This window comes from Pseudomonas sp. GT1P32 (genome assembly GCF_054897805.1).
This window is the reverse complement of record NZ_CM142704.1, coordinates 3,580,603-3,597,271: the sequence shown is the minus strand read 5'-3', so window position 1 is coordinate 3,597,271 and position 16,669 is coordinate 3,580,603. Positions and strand designations below refer to the sequence as shown.

Genomic DNA, 16,669 nt, shown 5'->3' with positions numbered 1-16,669 from the left:
ACCATTGATAGTGACTGATCCACCGCCATCGCCAGCAAGCTGGCTCCTACAGGAGCGGTGTGTGCGCATCGACATTTACCGGGAAATCACGTTGGGTGATCTCCCGGTTTTTTTGTGCCGGGCAGGCGTCTGGATCACATACACGCCAACGAGAATTGCGCTCATCGCGATCAGGTCCATCACTCGCAGCGCCTCTCCGGCAAGTAGCCCGATCAGCAGCGCCACCACCGGAGGCAGGTACGTCACTGTCGAGGCTTGCACCGCCCCCATTCGCTGCACGATGAAGTAGTAGAGGACATACGCAATCCCGGTGCCCGTCAGTCCAAGACCCAGCACGAGTCCGGTCAAGGCGACGCCACTCTGGCCGATGTTGCTCAAGCCCGAATAGGGCGTCACCACCGCGAGAATGAAGAGCGCCAATCCGACCTGATAAGTGGATAACGCGAGGGGCGTGATGTCCAGACTCGACATGAAGCGCCTGGCATAGACGAACGAACTTCCGAGGCTGAGCGATCCCAGGATCATGTAGCCCACCCCCCACAAATCGAGACCGCCAGCACCGGTGCTCCAGGGCCGAGCGATCAGCAGAACACCTAGGAATCCCAATGCCACGCCGACGATTTTTCTTGCGTTGATCGACTCTTGCTTCAGGAACAGCGCGGTCAGCAAAAACGCAAAAAGCGGGATGGCACCGCTGAGCATTCCGGCGACACTGGATGGCAGCAGCGCGGTCCCTTTTGCGAAGGCGTAGTAATACAACGCGGTCGCCAATATCGACATGACAAGGAAATGGGGCCAGTGGCGTAGGTGTTGCCTGCGCAGGACGCCGCGATAAAGCGCGAGTGCCAGGATCGGGAAGAAACCGAACAACACGCGAAGGAACACGATCTGGAGAGGACTGATCAGCTCGACCGCCCACTTCATGAAAATGAAATTGCTGCCCCAGATCAGGCCCAGGGATGCAAATGCCAGAATGGCAGAGCGCTCTATCGTTTTCATGCTTGACTCCACTGTGTTGGCGGCCTGTCTTGGCCCGGGATCGACGGTATCTCCACGTCGAAAGCGTCCCGGGTGTTGGTACAGAAGTTAAGCCCTTCAATATCTTGCGACTAGCCGGTAAATTCGCAAGGAATCCTTTCACACGTGAGAGACCATGGACCGACTCGAAGCCATGACCATCCTGGTGGCCGCTGTAGACGCGGGCAGTCTCTCCGCCGCCAGTCGTCAGCTGCGCATCCCCCTCGCCAAAGTCAGCCGCCGGGTCTCGGACCTTGAGGAACACTTGGGAATGCGCCTGCTCCTGCGCGGCACGCGCAAACTTGTTCTGACCGATGCCGGGCACGACTACGTCGCATCATGCCGGCGGATCCTGGAGGAGATTGCGCAGGCCGAGCGAACGGCTTCCGGCGAATACCGTGCGCCGCAGGGGGAGCTGATCATCAGCGCACCCGCGATCCTGGGCTGCATGCATGTGGTGCCCGTTGTGGTGGAGTTTCTGCGAACCTATTCAGACATCCGCGTGCGCTTGCAACTGACCGATCGGAACGTGAACCTCCTGGAAGAGCACGTCGATCTCGCTCTACGCTTCGGCGAACTGCCCGACAGCAGCATGATCGCCACACGCGTTGCGCTACTTCGACAGGTGCTGTGCGCGAGTCCCGCTTACCTGGAAACCCGCGGCACACCGATGACGCCCGATGATCTGGCATCGCACGACTGTGTGACGTACGAAGGTTTTTGGACCGGGAACTATTGGGCTTTCGGTACAAACACAGTTCCGCAGACGGTCCGTGTTTCCTCGCGGCTTGTCGTGGACTCGTCCGAGGCGGCGATCATCGCCGCAAGAGCCGGGGCAGGAATTGCACGGGCATTTTCGTATCAGGTGGATGACCTCGTGGAGGCGGGCTCGTTGGTCACTTTACTGGAGGCGTATGAACCTGCGCCGATGCCCGTCAATCTGATCTACCCCAACCAGAACCAGGTGCCGCTGAAGTTGCGTGCTTTCCTGGACTTCTCGGTCCCACGATTGAGGGACCGGCTTGGGTACAACAGACCGTAGTCGATGTAACCCGAGCCGATCGTCACGCAGTTTTTTTCAAGCAAACACAAAGTATTTTCGTACCGTCTCTACCACTTCCCACGTGCCTTTCATCCCCGGCTCGATGACGAAAATATCACCGGCACGCAGATGGATCGGCTCCTTTCCTTCCGGGGTGATGATGCAGTAGCCCTCGCGGAAGTCGCAGTATTCCCACTTCACGTATTCCACATACCACTTGCCCGGCGTGCAGATCCAGGTGCCCATGATCTTGCTGCCGTCTTCGCTGGTGTAGGCGTTGAGGTTGACGGTGTGCGGATCGCCTTCGAGTTTTTCCCATTTGCAGGCGTCGAGCACTGGCAGCGGGTGGGTGTCGCGAAGAACGGTAATCGGTGCGGACATGATGACTCCGAGCGTGATGGAGAACTGAAGTCGCACCCTATCGGGCTTGGTGCGGCGTCAGTTGTCTGTGCTCGACATCGAGGTATCCAGAAACGCTGGATTCACTGCGCTCGCCATAAAAAACGCCCCGGCATTCATCGAATGCCGGGGCGTTTTTTTTTACGCGATTACTGAGTCACTGACATCTTTCGGTGCCTGGCCATACGCAACCGATAGCACCCGTAGATGAGCAACACCCACACCGGCATGGCGTACACCGAGGCGCGCACTGGCGGAATCATCCAGATAACGCAGATGATCACGGCCATGAACGCCAGGCACAGGTAGTTGGTGTACGGCGACCAGAAAGCCTTGAAGCCTGGCACGATGCCGCGCTGGACCATGGCCTTGCGGAACTTCAAATGCGTGAGGCTGATCAGCGCCCAGTTGATCATCAAGGACGCGACCACCAGGGCAAACAACAACTCAAGCGCTTCATGCGGCGCGACGTAGTTGACCAGCACCGCCAGCATCGTGATCAACGCCGAAACGCCCAGTGCCAGCAACGGCACGCCCTGCTTGTTCAGCTTCATCAGCACTTTGGGCGCGTCGCCCTGTTCGGCCAGGCCGTAGAGCATGCGGCTGTTGCAGTACACGCCGCTGTTGTAGACCGAGAGCGCCGCGGTGAGCACCACGAAGTTGAGGATTTGTGCGGCGGTGTCGCTGCCGATCAAGGCGAAGATCTGCACGAACGGACTGCCGCTGTAGGCATCGCCTGAGGCGCCCAGTGTCTGCAGCAGTTGGTCCCACGGGTACAGCGACAACAACACGGTGAGTGCGCCGACGTAGAAGATCAGCACCCGATAAACCACTTGGTTGATGGCTTTGGGAATAACCTTGCGCGGTTCGCTGGCTTCGGCGGCGGTGATGCCGACCAGCTCCAGGCCGCCGAAGGAGAACATGATGAACGCCATCGCCATCAGCAAACCGTTGGTGCCATTGGGGAAGAAACCGCCGTGGCTCCACAGGTTGCTCACCGATGCTTGCGGGCCGCCGGTGCCGCTGAACAGCATGTAGCAGCCCAGGAGGATCATGCCGATGATGGCCACGACCTTGATGATCGCGAACCAGAACTCCATCTCGCCGAAGACTTTGACGTTCAGCGTATTGATCAGGTTGACCAGCACAAAGAACACCGCCGCGCTGACCCAGGTCGGCACCTCCGGCCACCAGAACTGCACATACTTGCCGACGGCTGTCAGCTCGGCCATGCCCACCAGCACATACAGGACCCAGTAGTTCCAGCCGGACAGGAAACCGGCAAAGCCGCCCCAGTAGTTGTGAGCGAAGTGGCTGAACGAGCCGGCCACGGGTTCCTCGACAATCATTTCGCCCAGTTGGCGCATGATCAGGAACGCGATGAAACCGGCAATCGCATAGCCGAGGATCATCGACGGTCCGGCGGATTTGAGCACTCCGGCGGAGCCCAGGAACAGCCCCGTACCAATGGCGCCGCCCAATGCGATCAGTTGAATGTGCCGATTTTTCAACCCCCGCTTGAGCGTTGCCTGTTGCAAGATTTCATCCGCCATCTGGTTCCCTTTTGGTTGTTGTGGCCAGGCCTGATTTGAAAGGGCAGATATTACTCTTCGCGGCCTTCGTCATACAGGTGCCTGTTGGGCCAAACACTGGTTTTCAAAGGCTCCCGGTCCGGTTTGCAGTGCACAACGCGTCGAGCAAGGCCCTGGCGTAACCGGGCAGGCCAGCGAACGAGCGGGCACACAGCAGCAGTTTGCGCTGCGCCCAGGCTTCCTGCAGGGCAACGTGTTTGAACGGTTGATCGACGGCCCGGCGCTCGATCGCCGCCAGCGGCACAATCGCCAGCCCGGCGCCGCGAGCGACCATGCGAATTACCCCGTCGAAGCCTTCCGCACGGATGCGGATTTGCATGCGCACGCCCGCGTGCAGCGCCTGTTCTTCGAGGTACACCGCCAGTGCGCTGTTGGCGCTCAGGCCGACGTAATCGTGATGCAGCGTCTCGCTGAAGCTCGGTGCTGCGCCCTCACCCAATGGATGCCCGAGTGGCATGATCAGCACCAGCGGATCGTCGCGAAAGGGCTGGGTTTCGAGGGCGTGGGTGTCGACGGCGTCGGAGACGATGCCAAGGTCCGCCGTACCCTGATGCAGTGCATGGACGATGCGCAGGCTCGGCAATTCCTGCAGATCAATGTCGAGGTTGGGGTGGCGACACAGGAAGTCCGCCAGCACTTCCGGCAGGTACTCGGTGATTGCCGTGGTGTTGCATAACAAACGCACCTGGCCTTTGACGCCTTTGGCGTATTCGGCCAGGTCCTGCTGCATGCGGTCTGCGTGTTGCAGCAGCAGCCGGGCGTGTTGCGCCAGGGCTTTTCCCGCAGGTGTGGCTGTGACACCGCGACGACCGCGTTCCAGAAAATCGATGCCGAGCGAAGCCTCCATCGCGCGGATTCGCGCGCTCGCCGCCGCCAGGGACAAATGGCTGCGCGCGGCGCCGGCGGTGATGTTGCCGGTGTCGAGGATGTTCAGGTAGAGGCGCAGGTCGGTCAGGTCGAAGTGCATGGGTACAGCCTCGGGAGGTGTGTTGACTGGGCAGCCGCCTTCGCGGGCAAGCCTCGCTCCTACACGATTTGCGCAACCCCTGTAGGAGCGAGCGGTGCGGCGATCCGACTTGCCCGCGAAGACGCCAGAAGCATCGACAAATTTTTAAGCCTCTATCAAAACAAGAGGCACCCTCAGTATATGGCAGATTTTCACACGGCCAATCCAGGCGCAGGATCAGCCCATGAATACACTCGCCACGTTCTACCAAAACCTTGGCCTGGCCCTTTCTCTGCTGGTCATCGCCACTTTCCTGCTGGCCGGCATGATCAAAGGCGTGATCGGCCTTGGCCTGCCAACCATCGCCATGGGCCTGCTCGGTCTGGCTATGGCACCGTCGCAGGCTGCGGCGCTGCTGATCATTCCAGCGACCCTGACCAACGTTTGGCAACTGACATTCGGCGGGCATTTGCGCGGGTTGGTCAGGCGGCTGTGGCCGATGCTGCTGGCAATCTTCATCGGCACCGGTGCCGGTACGGTTTGGATTGGCATGGCGGGTGGTCATTGGGTGGTGCGAGGGTTGGGCGCGGCATTGTTGCTCTATGCGTTGAGCGGTTTGTTTCTGCCGACCTTGCGCGTCAGCCGTCAGACCGAGCGCTGGCTCGGTCCGCTGTGCGGCGTGCTGACCGGCGTCATCACTTCCGCCACCGGCGTCTTCGTGATTCCGGCGGTGCCATATCTGCAAGCACTGGGTTTGAACAAGGATGAGCTGGTGCAGGCGCTGGGCCTGTCGTTCACCGTATCGACCCTCGCCCTCGCCGCCGGCCTGTTGTGGCGCGGGGCGCTGGGCGGTGGCGAGTTGAGCGCGTCATTGCTGGCGCTGATCCCGGCGGTGCTCGGCATGTTGCTCGGGCAATGGCTGCGCCAGCGGATCAGCGCCGTGCTGTTCAAACGCGTGTTCTTCATCGGCCTCGGAGTGCTCGGCGGCCACTTGCTGATCAGCGGGTAGCGGACGACGGGCTGAGCATCTCGATGGCGCGGATGTCGAAATCCCGTTCCAGGTATTCGTCGCGCTGCTCGAGGAACTGCTTCATGTGCGGCAGGTTCGAGTGCACGTCGAGGTGCGCCTGGGATTGCCAGATCTCGAAGAAGATAAACAGCGTCGGGTCCTGTTTGTCGCGCAGCATGTGGTACTCGATGCAGCCCGGCTCGGCACGACTCGCTTCCACATAGCCGCGGAAGAACGCTTCGAAGGCGTCGGATTTTTCCGGGCGGGTCTTGGCGTGCAGGATGAAGCCTTGTATTTCACTCATCAGGAGTCTCCTCAAAGTCAGAATCGGCGCCAGTTTATGGCAACAATCGCCTGTTGATTCGTGCGTATAGGTCAAATGAATTTTGCGAATTCAGGGCTTATTCCGCGCGAGGCCGGTCGCTAACCTGCCGCCATCCACTTTCTGACCCTTCCGAGATTCCTCATGAAAAAAGTACTGTTGCTCAATGGCGGCAAAAAGTTTGCGCACTCCGATGGCCGTTACAACACCACCTTGCATGAAGCCGCGTTGAGCGTGCTGGATCGCGGCGGCGTTGACGTGAAAGCCACCTTCATCGACGAGGGTTACGACGTCGCCGAAGAAGTCGCCAAATTCCTCTGGGCCGACGTGATCATTTATCAAATGCCGGGCTGGTGGATGGGCGCGCCGTGGACCGTGAAAAAGTACATCGACGAAGTCTTCACTGAAGGCCACGGCAGCCTCTACGCCAGTGACGGCCGCACCCGTTCCGATGCTTCGCAAAAGTACGGCAGCGGTGGTTTGGTGCAGGGCAAGCAATACATGTTGTCGCTGACCTGGAACGCGCCGCAGCAAGCCTTCGACGACCCGACCGACTTCTTCGAAGGCAAGGGCGTGGACGCGGTGTACTTCCCGTTCCACAAGGCCAACGAATTCCTCGGCATGACCGGTTTGCCGACGTTCCTGGCCGTTGACGTGATGAAACGCCCGAACATCGAAGGTGATGTGGCGCGTTATGAGCAGCACCTGACTGAGGTGTTCGGCCTGAAAGCATAAGGTTCGGCTACTATCGTCATCTGGAATCCGAACCTGTAGGAGCCGGCTTGCCGGCGATAGCAATCCTGAGGACGCCATCGCCAGCAAGCTGGCTCCTACAAAAAAGCGATAAGGAACACAGGTGAAAGCCAGATCCGATGAGTTGCAGATTTTCGTCTGCGTGATTGAGTGCGGATCTATTTCCGCTGCGGCCGAACAGGTCGGGCAGACGCCTTCGGCGGTCAGCCGCACGCTGTCGCGGCTGGAGGCCAAGCTCGATACCACGCTGATCAACCGCACCACGCGGCGCATGGACCTGACGGAGGAGGGCAAGTATTTCTTCGAGCACGCCAAACTGATTCTCGATCAGATGGAGGAACTTGAAGAACGCCTCAGTTCACGTCAGCAAACCCCGTCCGGGCGTTTGCGGATCAACGCCGCCTCGCCGTTCATGCTGCACGCCATCGTGCCGTACATCGACGAGTTCCGCCGGCTCTACCCGGACATCCAGCTCGAACTCAACAGCAACGACCTGATCATCGACCTGCTCGAACAAAGCACCGACATCGCCATCCGCATCGGCACGCTGGCCGACTCGACCCTGCACGCCCGTTCGCTGGGTTGCAGCCCGCTGCACATCGTCGCCAGCCCGGCTTACCTTGAGCAACACGGCACACCGCTGGTGGTCGAGGACCTGAGCGGGCACGCGCTGTTGGGCTTCACCCACAATGAAGGCCTCAACCAATGGCCGCTGCGTTATGTGCATGGCGATCGCTGGCCGATCGAGGCGTCCATCAGCGCGTCCAGCGGTGAGACGATCAGGCACCTGGCGCTGGAAGGTCAGGGCATTGCCAGCCTGTCGCATTTCATGACCATCGAAGACATCCGTGCCGGGCGCCTGAAAGTGCTGCTGGCGGATTTCAACAGCGGTTATCGCCAGCCGATCAACGCGGTCTATTACCGCAACTCGCAGCTCGCCCTGCGGATTCAGTGCTTCCTGGACTTTATCCAGGGCAAATTGGCGGTGTACGCGAATGCGGATTTTGAAGGTTGATTCATGACCCCTGCGCAAGAGTGAATTGGGTCAACGGGGATTTTTCAGTCGTGATGACTGCTTGATACTCGTTGCATCACTTATTCACGCAGGGAGTTTCTCCATGAACGTATTCGTTACCGGCGCTGCAGGTTTCATCGGCGGCTCCATTGCTACTGGCCTGGTTCGCGCTGGGCACAAGGTCACCGGCCTGGTGCGCAGCAGCGAACAAGCCAATGAACTGAGCGCGTTGGGCATCACAGCGGTCATCGGCACTCTTGACGACAGCGCACTACTGGCCGAACAGGCCCGCGCTGCCGACGCGGTGATCAACGCCGCCAGCAGCGACCATCGCGGCGCGGTGGAAGCCTTGGTCAATGCCTTGCGCGGTTCCAACAAAGTTTTCCTGCACACCAGCGGTTCGAGCATCGTCGGCGATGCGTCGGGCGGCCAGTTCGGCGACGCCATTTATTACGAAGACACGCTGCCGGAGCCTACTGTCGACAAGGCGGCCCGCGTGGCCATCGACAACCTGATCCTCGACGCGGCGAACGACGGGGTGAACTCGGCGGTCATCTGTAACACGCTGATCTACGGCCACAGCCTGGGCGTCAATCGCGACAGCGTGCAGTTGCCGCGCCTGCTGAAACAGGCACGCAAAAGTGGCGTGGTTCGGCATGTCGGCACCGGCCAGAACATCTGGTCCAACGTGCACATCGAAGATGTGGTTTCGCTGTACCTGCTGGCGCTGAGCAAAAATGTGCCGGGCACGTTCTATTTCGTTGAGAGTGGTGAAGCGTCGTTCATCGACATGACCACGGCGATTGCCCAGGCGTTGAATCTCGCTGAGCCGCAAGACTGGCCGCTGAAAGAGGCCGAAGCCGAGTGGGGTTATGAAATGGCCAACTACGGTTTGGGTTCCAACAGCCGGGTACGCGGCAAGCATGCGCGGGCATTGCTGGGTTGGGTGCCGAAGCGGACTTCGGTGGTTGAGTGGATTCGGGACGAGATGGTTTGAGTTCGCTCTAAACCGCGTCGCTGCCATCGCGAGCAGGCTCACTCCCACATTGGATCTCCATTAGACACATATTTTGTGTACGACGAAGGTCCCTGTGGGAGTGAGCCTGCTCGCGATGGCATTTTCTGCCACCCTGCAACTGGCCGGGTTTCCCTCAATTCCGTACCATCCGCCCCCTCTTTCCCAGCTGTGTCCAGTCCTCCCCATGAAAGCAAACCGTCTGCGCGCCGATGTCCTGGCCGGGCTCACCACATCCTTCGCCTTATTACCCGAATGCATCGCCTTCGCGCTGGTGGCTCACCTCAATCCGCTGATGGGCCTGTACGGCGCGTTCATCATTTGCACCCTGACCGCGCTGTTCGGTGGTCGGCCGGGCATGGTGTCGGGTGCGGCCGGTTCGATGGCCGTGGTGATCGTCGCGCTGGTGGTGCAGCACGGTGTGCAGTACTTGCTCGCGACGGTGTTGCTGGGCGGGTTGATCATGCTGGCGTTCGGGTTGTTGAAACTCGGCAAACTGGTGCGGATGGTGCCGCATCCGGTGATGCTCGGCTTCGTCAACGGCCTGGCGATCATCATCGCGCTGGCGCAACTGGAACACTTCAAGAGCGGTGACAACTGGCTCAGCGGCTCACCGCTTTATGTGATGAGCGGATTGGTGGCGCTGACGATGGCGATCGTCTATCTGCTGCCGCGCCTGACCCGCGCCGTGCCGCCAGCGCTGGTGGCGATTCTGGGCGTCGGGCTGGCGGTGTATCTGCTCGGCTTGCCGACTCGCACCCTGGGCGACATGGCGCACATCGCCGGTGGCTTGCCGACGTTTGCCTTGCCGGACATTCCGTGGACGCTGGCCACCCTGCGCATCATCGCCCCCTACGCGATATTGATGGCGCTGGTCGGCCTGCTGGAAACCCTGCTGACCCTGAACCTCACCGACGAAATCACCGAGAGCCGTGGCTTCCCGGATCGTGAATGTGTGGCGCTGGGCGCGGCCAACATGGTCTCCGGCGTGTTTGGCGGCATGGGCGGCTGCGCGATGATCGGCCAGACCGTGATCAACCTCAGCTCAGGCGGCCGTGGTCGGCTTTCCGGCGTGGTGGCCGGTGTGCTGATTCTGCTGTTCATTTTGTTTTTGTCGCCGCTGATCGAGCGCATTCCGCTGGCCGCACTGGTCGGCGTGATGTTCGTGGTGTCGCAACAGACGTTTGCCTGGGCATCGTTGCGCGTGGTCAACAAGGTGCCGCTGAACGACGTGCTGGTGATCGTCGCCGTGACGGTCATTACCGTATTCACCGACCTGGCCACCGCTGTGCTCTGCGGGATCATCATTGCCGCGCTCAACTTTGCCTGGCAGCAGGCCCGCGAGCTGTATGCCGACAGTCACCTCGAAGCCGACGGCAGCAAGCTTTACCTGCTGCATGGCACACTGTTTTTTGCCTCGACTACACCGTTCCTCAATCAGTTCGACCCTGCCAATGACCCGTCCGTGGTGACGATTGATTGCCGTCACCTGAGCTTCGTCGACTACTCGGCCATCGCCGCGCTGAAAACCCTGCGCGAACGCTACGCCAAGGCCGGCAAGCACCTGCGGGTGCTGCACTTGTCTGAGCGTTGCAAGAAATTGCTTAAGCGTGCTCGGGTCAGTCACGACTGAGTTCGCAATCCTGTGGGAGCGAGCCTGCTCGCGAAGAGGGAGTGTCAGCCGCGATAGGTGTTGGCTGACCCACCGCTTTCGCCGGCAAGCCGGTCTCGCTCCTACAGGGGAATGGATGAAAATCCGCCTGCCTGATTTTCATATTCACCGACCTCGCATACCTCTGCGCGACATCCCTTACCCCTCTACGAAAATTACTTTCACCTCGTTTGAGTTTCGCGCCTCGAAATGTTTTAAGAGTTTCACAAAACTTTCGACGTGACCCTTTCGAGGAGTACCGCATGACCCTGTCCTTCGGCTATTGGCTGCTGGTGTATGCCGCCATCGCCATCATCGCGCTGATCGTTCTGATCGCCCGTTACCGGCTTAATCCCTTCATCGTCATCACCCTGGTCTCCATCGGCCTGGCATTGCTCGCCGGCATGCCGCCGTCCGGCGTGGTTGGCGCCTACGAGGCCGGTGTCGGCAAAACCCTGGGGCACATTGCGCTGGTGGTGGCGCTGGGCACGATGCTCGGCAAGATGATGGCCGAGTCCGGCGGCGCCGAGCAGGTGGCGCGGACCTTGATTGACCGTTTCGGCGAGAAGAACGCGCATTGGGCGATGGTGTGCATTGCCTTCCTGGTCGGGCTGCCGTTGTTCTTCGAAGTCGGCTTCGTGTTGCTGGTGCCGATTGCCTTTACTGTGGCGCGCCGGGTCGGCGTGTCGATTCTGATGGTCGGTTTGCCGATGGTCGCCGGGCTGTCGGTGGTCCACGCCCTGGTGCCGCCGCACCCGGCGGCGATGCTCGCGGTGCAGGTGTATCAGGCGTCGGTCGGGCAGACGTTGATGTATGCGATTTTGATCGGCATTCCGACGGCGATCATTGCCGGCCCGCTGTACGCCAAATTCATCGTGCCGCGCATTCAACTGCCGGCGGAAAACCCGCTGGAACGGCAGTTCCTTGACCGCGAACCGCGCGACAGCCTGCCGGGTTTCGGCATCACCATGGCGACCATTCTGTTGCCGGTGCTGTTGATGCTGATCGGTGGCTGGGCCAACCTGATTTCCACGCCGGGCAGCGGCTTCAACCAGTTCTTGTTGTTCATCGGTAACTCGGTAATTGCGTTGTTGCTGGCGACCTTGCTGAGCTTCTGGACCCTCGGCCTCGCCCAGGGCTTCAACCGCGAATCGATCCTCAAGTTCACCAACGAATGCCTGGCACCAACTGCCAGCATCACCTTGCTGGTGGGCGCCGGCGGCGGTTTGAACCGGATCCTGGTAGACGCCGGGGTCACCGACCAGATCGTCAGCCTGGCCCACGAATTTCACTTGTCGCCGCTGCTGATGGGCTGGCTGTTCGCCGCGTTGATGCGCATCGCCACCGGCTCCGCCACCGTGGCCATGACCACCGCCTCCGGCATCGTCGCGCCGGTGGCCATTGGTCTGGGTTATCCGCACCCAGAGTTGCTGGTGCTGGCGACCGGCGCCGGGTCGGTTATCTTTTCCCACGTCAACGACGGCGGCTTCTGGTTGATCAAGGAATACTTCAACATGACCGTTGCCCAGACGTTCAAGACCTGGACCGTGCTGGAGACCATTATTTCGCTGGTCGCCTTTGCGTTGACCGTGGGTCTTTCTTACCTGATTTAACCGGAGCCGCCTGCCATGGACATCCTCTACCAGATCCGCGCCCGTCAGGATTCTTTCAGCGCCGGCGAAGGACGCATCGCGCGGCTGATGCTCGACGACGTAGGATTTGCCTCTGCTGCCAGCCTCGACGAGCTGGCGCTGAGAGCGGAAGTCAGCACCGCCACGCTGTCGCGTTTCGCCCGCACGGTGGGTTGCCGCGACTTGCGCGACCTGCGCCTACAACTGGCACAGGCCAGCGGCGTCGGCAGCCGTTTTCTCGACCCGGCGGGCACGCCCGATCAGTCGGCGTTCTATGGGCAGATTGTGGGCGATATCGAGTCGACGTTGCGTCAGCACCTGTCGGCGTTCGACGAGTCGCGCTTCGCCGACGCGGTGAAACTGTTGGGCAAGGCGCGGATGATTCACGCCTTCGGCATGGGCGGTTGCTCGACCTTGTGCAGCGATGAACTGCAAGTGCGGCTGGTGCGCTTCGGCTACCCGATTTCGGTGTGCCACGACCCGGTGATGATGCGGGTTACTGCGGCCAGCCTCAGTGCCGAGCACGTGGTCATCGTTTGTTCGCTGACCGGCATCACCCCTGAGTTGCTCGAAACGGTGGAAGTGGCCCGCAACTACGGCGCAAGGATTCTGGCCATCACACGCAGCGACTCGCCGTTGGCACAACTGGCCGACATCGTGCTGCCGCTGCAAAGTGCGGAAACCTCGTTCATCTACAAACCCACGGCGGCGCGCTACGGCATGCTGCTGGCCATCGATGTGCTCGCAACCGAGCTGGCACTGGCCAATCCTGAAGACAATCAAGAACGTCTGCGGCGGATCAAACTCGCCCTCGACGATTACCGCGGCGGCGACGATCACTTGCCGCTGGGAGACTGACATGATGTACGACACGCTGATTCGCAACGCCCTGATCATCGATGGCAGCAACGCCCCCGGTTACCCCGCCGACGTGGCGATTCTGCACGGCCGCATCGAGCGCATCGGCGACCTGCACGACGCCACTGCCAGCGAGGAGATCGACGCCGCCGGCCGAGTGCTGGCACCAGGTTTCATCGACGTGCACACCCACGACGACACGGTGGTGATCCGCCAGCCGCAAATGCTGCCCAAGCTCAGCCAGGGCGTGACCACGGTGATCGTCGGCAACTGCGGGATCAGCGCTTCGCCGGTGAGCTTGAAGGGCGATCCGCCAGACCCGATGAACCTGCTCGGCACCTCGGCGGCCTTTGTTTACCCGACGTTTCGCGACTACCGCGCGGCGGTCGAAGCGGCGAACACCACGTTGAACGTCGCCGCTCTGGTCGGCCACACCGCGTTGCGCAGCAATCACCTTGATGACCTGTTTCGCACGGCCACGCCGGATGAAATCAGCGCGATGCGTGAGCAACTGCGCGAGAGCCTTGAAGCCGGAGCGTTGGGTCTGTCCACTGGTCTGGCGTACGCTAGCGCGTTCTCGGCGTCCACCGATGAAGTGATGCAACTGACCGAAGAACTGACCGCGTTCGGCGCGGTGTACACCACGCATTTGCGCAGCGAATTCGAGCCCGTGCTGGAGGCCATGGACGAGGCGTTCCAGATCGGCCGCCATGCGCAATCACCGGTGATCATTTCCCACCTCAAATGTGCCGGCGCCGGTAACTGGGGACGGAGTCCGCAACTGTTGGCCTCACTTGAAGAGGCTGCGAAAACCCACCCGGTGGGCTGCGATTGTTATCCCTACGCGGCGAGCTCTTCGACCCTGGACCTCAAGCAGGTCACCGATGCGCACCGCATCACCATCACCTGGTCCACGCCGCACCCGGAACTCGGTGGCCGCGACCTGATGGATATCGCCGCCGAGTGGAATGTTCCACTGCTGGAGGCCGCTCGCCGGCTGCAACCGGCTGGCGCGGTGTACTACGGAATGGACGAGTCGGACGTACGAAGCATCCTCGCGCATCCGCTGTCGATGGTCGGCTCCGACGGCTTGCCGGAAGACCCGTTCCCGCATCCACGCCTGTGGGGCGCTTTCCCACGTGTACTCGGACATTTCAGTCGCGATGTCGGGCTGTTTCCGCTGCACACCGCGGTACACAAAATGACCGGGTTGTCCGCAGCGCGATTCGGCTTGAAGGAGCGCGGTGAAATCCGTGAAGGGCATTGGGCGGACCTGGTGTTGTTCGATCCTGCAACCATCCGTGATGTCGCGGATTTCAACGATCCGCAACGGGCGGCAGAAGGCATCGACGGGGTGTGGGTCAACGGTGTGTTGAGTTACAGCGAAGGGCAGGCGAACGGCAAAAGGGAAGGGCGGTTTCTGGCGCGGGAAGGCGATTTGCGTGACGGTTTTCAGAGCCTCCACAAACCCCTGTAGGAGCCAGGCTTGCCGGCGAAAGCGATCAGCCAGTCGACAAATCTTTTGAACTGCTTCACGTGGTGGCACATTGCAATTAAAGAAAGCCATCGCCAAGCCGAAGCGCTGACACTAGCCCGGCTACACTCTGGGCCTTACCAGTCTGGGAGCAACTTGATGAGCTTCGGCAAAACCACCCCGATCCTGCGGATTTTCGACGAAAACAAGGCCGTGGAGTTCTACGTCGACTTCCTCGGTTTCAAGATCGACTGGCAGCATCGTTTCGAGCCGAATTTCCCGCTGTACCTGCAAGTCTCCCGCGGCGAATGCGTGTTGCACTTGTCGGAGCATCACGGCGACAGCACACCGGGCTCGGCACTGCGCATCGAGACCGATGAGCTGGAGGCGTTTCAGCAGCAATTGCTGGCCAAGGAATACAAGTTTTCGCACCCACAGATTCAGGCCATGCCGTGGGGTAGCCAGGACATGACCATCGCTGATCCGTTCGGGAATCGGTTGGTGTTTACCAATGCGATTAGTGTGTAACGCGGCAGGAAAAATCACGCCTCGTGATAGTGTCGTCCGTTCAATTTCGACGAGCACAAGAGGCGCTTATGGCCAGCATTACCATTGGCAATCTTGATCAGCAGATCTACGAGCAATTGCGAATCGCGGCAGAGCGTAATTGCCGTTCAGTTGAAGAAGAGGCTCTCTTCATCTTGAGGAAAGCGCTCGACCCGAATGGTCGTACCTGCGGTTTGGGGACTCGAATCAATAATCGATTCAGAGAGAGTGGCGGTATCGAGTTAGATCTACCTCTGCGTTAAGGCGGTGAATGTGAGGCTAGAGGCCGATCCCAGGTAACCGTAGTCAGTTCAATTGCATTCGCGGGCAAGCCTCGCTCCTACAGGATTGATGTCGTTCAGATGATTTTCCGAACGACATCAATCCTGTAGGAGCGAGGCTTGCCCGCGAATGGGCCTTTGCTTCACCGCAACGTGAACGTCAAACCCTGAAGTGACTCACCATCATCTGCAAATGATTCCCCAACCACCCTGTTCAACACTGGACTTGGCAGTTTCGTCGCGGGCGGCGGTTTGCTCGAACATGTTGGGCGCATTGTTGCAGCCAGAAAAAAGGGATTGGGGTGTTTATTCCGTGGGATGCCCAGTAGCTTCGGCATGTAATGTTTCTACACAAGCCAGTATTCGCTGAAACGGGAAACCGTTCGTCGCAACTGTCATTTGTTACAGCTAGTTATTGTGCGGAACGGATATTAAAAGGAGAGCCAAAGGAAGCGACAATCGCGACCGGTGAAGGAGTACTGGATCATGATAGATGAAGCTGTTACAGCCAAAGAAGGAACACCAATTGAATCTCTGGTTACTGCCCCAACTATCACGGAACCTGCAGTCGGAGAGTACATTGTTCCCGGTTTTTTGATCCGAGCAGAAACTAACATAACTCCCCTTTCCGAATGGAATATAGAAATTCATGATGCCAAAAGCATGCTTTTAAAATCTAATTATAAAACTACTTCAAACTACGTCCGTTTCACCGTTTCAAAAGAACTTATTCAGCCAGGAGCAGGCTTTTACTTCAAGCTCGAGTATTACAGTTGGCCGTTTTGGAGTAAGTGGGCTTGGTCTGGCGACAAAGTAATGGGAATTGATCGTCCGTATTTTTTAAGCGGCTCCGGACCCGTCTATTCAACGACGCCGGTGATTAAGGCCGCCGGTTTTCCAGGTGCCATAATCAGATTGTATGAAGCCGGTTCGGGGGTGCATGTTCATGGCGAGGGCACGGTGAGAGCGGATGGCACTGTTGATATCCAGGTGACGAAACCACTGTGGTCAGGCAATTTTCCTATGACTGCTAATCAGACCAAAAACGGTGTGACGTCTGGTTGGGCGAATCAGCGGAATTTTATTGTTCCTTGAACATTATCATGCCGAGACAGGTA

General features: G+C 59.6%; 17 protein-coding genes. 12 read left to right on the top strand and 5 right to left on the bottom strand.

What is annotated here, in order from left to right; translation table 11 throughout:
* Positions 1-75: 75 nt before the first annotated feature.
* Positions 76-999 (bottom strand): DMT family transporter, encoded by a 924-nt coding sequence (locus tag ACYZUC_RS16575; RefSeq protein WP_461989336.1) that lies wholly within the window; start codon positions 997-999, stop codon positions 76-78.
* 154 nt (positions 1,000-1,153) lie between these two features.
* Here ACYZUC_RS16575 and ACYZUC_RS16570 point away from each other — a divergent pair, with 154 nt between their 5' ends.
* Entirely contained in the window at positions 1,154-2,059 is a 906-nt protein-coding gene (locus ACYZUC_RS16570; RefSeq protein ID WP_461989335.1) for a LysR family transcriptional regulator, read from the top strand.
* A gap of 36 nt (positions 2,060-2,095) precedes the next feature.
* On the opposite strand, the gene ACYZUC_RS16565 is transcribed toward ACYZUC_RS16570, so the two are convergent.
* From ACYZUC_RS16565 to ACYZUC_RS16555, 3 genes are all read right to left on the bottom strand, one after another.
* Positions 2,096-2,440, bottom strand: a complete 345-nt coding sequence (locus ACYZUC_RS16565) for a cupin domain-containing protein (protein ID WP_008024653.1) — start codon at positions 2,438-2,440, stop codon at positions 2,096-2,098.
* 167 nt (positions 2,441-2,607) lie between these two features.
* A complete protein-coding gene (locus ACYZUC_RS16560) occupies positions 2,608-4,011 on the bottom strand; it encodes an amino acid permease (RefSeq protein WP_461989334.1) in 1,404 nt (467 codons plus the stop codon).
* A 103-nt stretch (positions 4,012-4,114) separates the two neighbouring features.
* Positions 4,115-5,017, bottom strand: coding sequence for a LysR substrate-binding domain-containing protein (locus ACYZUC_RS16555; protein WP_461989333.1), 903 nt, complete (start codon positions 5,015-5,017; stop codon positions 4,115-4,117).
* 223 nt (positions 5,018-5,240) lie between these two features.
* Here ACYZUC_RS16555 and ACYZUC_RS16550 point away from each other — a divergent pair, with 223 nt between their 5' ends.
* Entirely contained in the window at positions 5,241-6,005 is a 765-nt protein-coding gene (locus ACYZUC_RS16550) for a sulfite exporter TauE/SafE family protein (RefSeq protein WP_461989332.1), read from the top strand.
* Here ACYZUC_RS16550 and ACYZUC_RS16545 read toward each other — a convergent pair.
* A complete protein-coding gene (locus ACYZUC_RS16545) occupies positions 5,995-6,309 on the bottom strand; it encodes a putative quinol monooxygenase (RefSeq protein ID WP_461989331.1) in 315 nt (104 codons plus the stop codon). The two genes, ACYZUC_RS16550 and ACYZUC_RS16545, sit on opposite strands and share 11 nt — an antisense overlap.
* 162 nt (positions 6,310-6,471) lie before the next feature.
* Here ACYZUC_RS16545 and ACYZUC_RS16540 point away from each other — a divergent pair, with 162 nt between their 5' ends.
* The 10 genes from ACYZUC_RS16540 (at position 6,472) to ACYZUC_RS16495 (ending at position 16,646) form a co-directional block, all read left to right on the top strand.
* On the top strand, positions 6,472-7,062 hold the full coding sequence (locus tag ACYZUC_RS16540) for an NADPH:quinone oxidoreductase MdaB (protein WP_253401678.1): 591 nt from the start codon (positions 6,472-6,474) through the stop codon (positions 7,060-7,062).
* Between the two features lie 121 nt (positions 7,063-7,183).
* On the top strand, positions 7,184-8,095 hold the full coding sequence (locus tag ACYZUC_RS16535) for a LysR family transcriptional regulator (RefSeq protein ID WP_461989330.1): 912 nt from the start codon (positions 7,184-7,186) through the stop codon (positions 8,093-8,095).
* 103 nt (positions 8,096-8,198) lie between these two features.
* A complete protein-coding gene (locus ACYZUC_RS16530) occupies positions 8,199-9,092 on the top strand; it encodes an NAD-dependent epimerase/dehydratase family protein (protein ID WP_461989329.1) in 894 nt (297 codons plus the stop codon).
* A gap of 205 nt (positions 9,093-9,297) precedes the next feature.
* A complete protein-coding gene (locus tag ACYZUC_RS16525; RefSeq protein WP_461989328.1) occupies positions 9,298-10,743 on the top strand; it encodes a SulP family inorganic anion transporter in 1,446 nt (481 codons plus the stop codon).
* Between the two features lie 281 nt (positions 10,744-11,024).
* Positions 11,025-12,374 (top strand): GntT/GntP/DsdX family permease, encoded by a 1,350-nt coding sequence (locus tag ACYZUC_RS16520; RefSeq protein WP_461989327.1) that lies wholly within the window; start codon positions 11,025-11,027, stop codon positions 12,372-12,374.
* 15 nt (positions 12,375-12,389) lie between these two features.
* Entirely contained in the window at positions 12,390-13,250 is an 861-nt protein-coding gene (locus ACYZUC_RS16515; protein WP_223435496.1) for a MurR/RpiR family transcriptional regulator, read from the top strand.
* Between the two features lies 1 nt (position 13,251).
* On the top strand, positions 13,252-14,727 hold the full coding sequence (locus tag ACYZUC_RS16510) for an N-acyl-D-amino-acid deacylase family protein (protein ID WP_461989326.1): 1,476 nt from the start codon (positions 13,252-13,254) through the stop codon (positions 14,725-14,727).
* 156 nt (positions 14,728-14,883) lie between these two features.
* Positions 14,884-15,252: a glyoxalase superfamily protein gene (locus ACYZUC_RS16505; protein WP_461989325.1), complete on the top strand. Its 369-nt coding sequence runs from the start codon at positions 14,884-14,886 to the stop codon at positions 15,250-15,252.
* A gap of 68 nt (positions 15,253-15,320) precedes the next feature.
* Positions 15,321-15,533 (top strand): FitA-like ribbon-helix-helix domain-containing protein, encoded by a 213-nt coding sequence (locus ACYZUC_RS16500; RefSeq protein WP_461989324.1) that lies wholly within the window; start codon positions 15,321-15,323, stop codon positions 15,531-15,533.
* Positions 15,534-16,037: 504 nt separating this feature from the next.
* Positions 16,038-16,646: a hypothetical protein gene (locus ACYZUC_RS16495; protein WP_461989323.1), complete on the top strand. Its 609-nt coding sequence runs from the start codon at positions 16,038-16,040 to the stop codon at positions 16,644-16,646.
* The last annotated feature ends 23 nt before the right edge of the window (positions 16,647-16,669 follow it).

Excerpts from the sequence above, each read along its gene's own strand:
- ACYZUC_RS16575 (WP_461989336.1), bottom strand. The coding sequence starts at position 999 with ATGAAAACGATAGAGCGCTCTGCCATTCTGGCATTTGCATCCCTGGGC.
- ACYZUC_RS16570 (WP_461989335.1), top strand. The coding sequence starts at position 1,154 with ATGGACCGACTCGAAGCCATGACCATCCTGGTGGCCGCTGTAGACGCG.
- ACYZUC_RS16565 (WP_008024653.1), bottom strand. The coding sequence starts at position 2,440 with ATGTCCGCACCGATTACCGTTCTTCGCGACACCCACCCGCTGCCAGTG.
- ACYZUC_RS16560 (WP_461989334.1), bottom strand. The coding sequence starts at position 4,011 with ATGGCGGATGAAATCTTGCAACAGGCAACGCTCAAGCGGGGGTTGAAA.
- ACYZUC_RS16555 (WP_461989333.1), bottom strand. The coding sequence starts at position 5,017 with ATGCACTTCGACCTGACCGACCTGCGCCTCTACCTGAACATCCTCGAC.
- ACYZUC_RS16550 (WP_461989332.1), top strand. The coding sequence starts at position 5,241 with ATGAATACACTCGCCACGTTCTACCAAAACCTTGGCCTGGCCCTTTCT.
- ACYZUC_RS16545 (WP_461989331.1), bottom strand. The coding sequence starts at position 6,309 with ATGAGTGAAATACAAGGCTTCATCCTGCACGCCAAGACCCGCCCGGAA.
- ACYZUC_RS16540 (WP_253401678.1), top strand. The coding sequence starts at position 6,472 with ATGAAAAAAGTACTGTTGCTCAATGGCGGCAAAAAGTTTGCGCACTCC.
- ACYZUC_RS16530 (WP_461989329.1), top strand. The coding sequence starts at position 8,199 with ATGAACGTATTCGTTACCGGCGCTGCAGGTTTCATCGGCGGCTCCATT.
- ACYZUC_RS16525 (WP_461989328.1), top strand. The coding sequence starts at position 9,298 with ATGAAAGCAAACCGTCTGCGCGCCGATGTCCTGGCCGGGCTCACCACA.
- ACYZUC_RS16520 (WP_461989327.1), top strand. The coding sequence starts at position 11,025 with ATGACCCTGTCCTTCGGCTATTGGCTGCTGGTGTATGCCGCCATCGCC.
- ACYZUC_RS16515 (WP_223435496.1), top strand. The coding sequence starts at position 12,390 with ATGGACATCCTCTACCAGATCCGCGCCCGTCAGGATTCTTTCAGCGCC.
- ACYZUC_RS16510 (WP_461989326.1), top strand. The coding sequence starts at position 13,252 with ATGATGTACGACACGCTGATTCGCAACGCCCTGATCATCGATGGCAGC.
- ACYZUC_RS16505 (WP_461989325.1), top strand. The coding sequence starts at position 14,884 with ATGAGCTTCGGCAAAACCACCCCGATCCTGCGGATTTTCGACGAAAAC.
- ACYZUC_RS16500 (WP_461989324.1), top strand. The coding sequence starts at position 15,321 with ATGGCCAGCATTACCATTGGCAATCTTGATCAGCAGATCTACGAGCAA.
- ACYZUC_RS16495 (WP_461989323.1), top strand. The coding sequence starts at position 16,038 with ATGATAGATGAAGCTGTTACAGCCAAAGAAGGAACACCAATTGAATCT.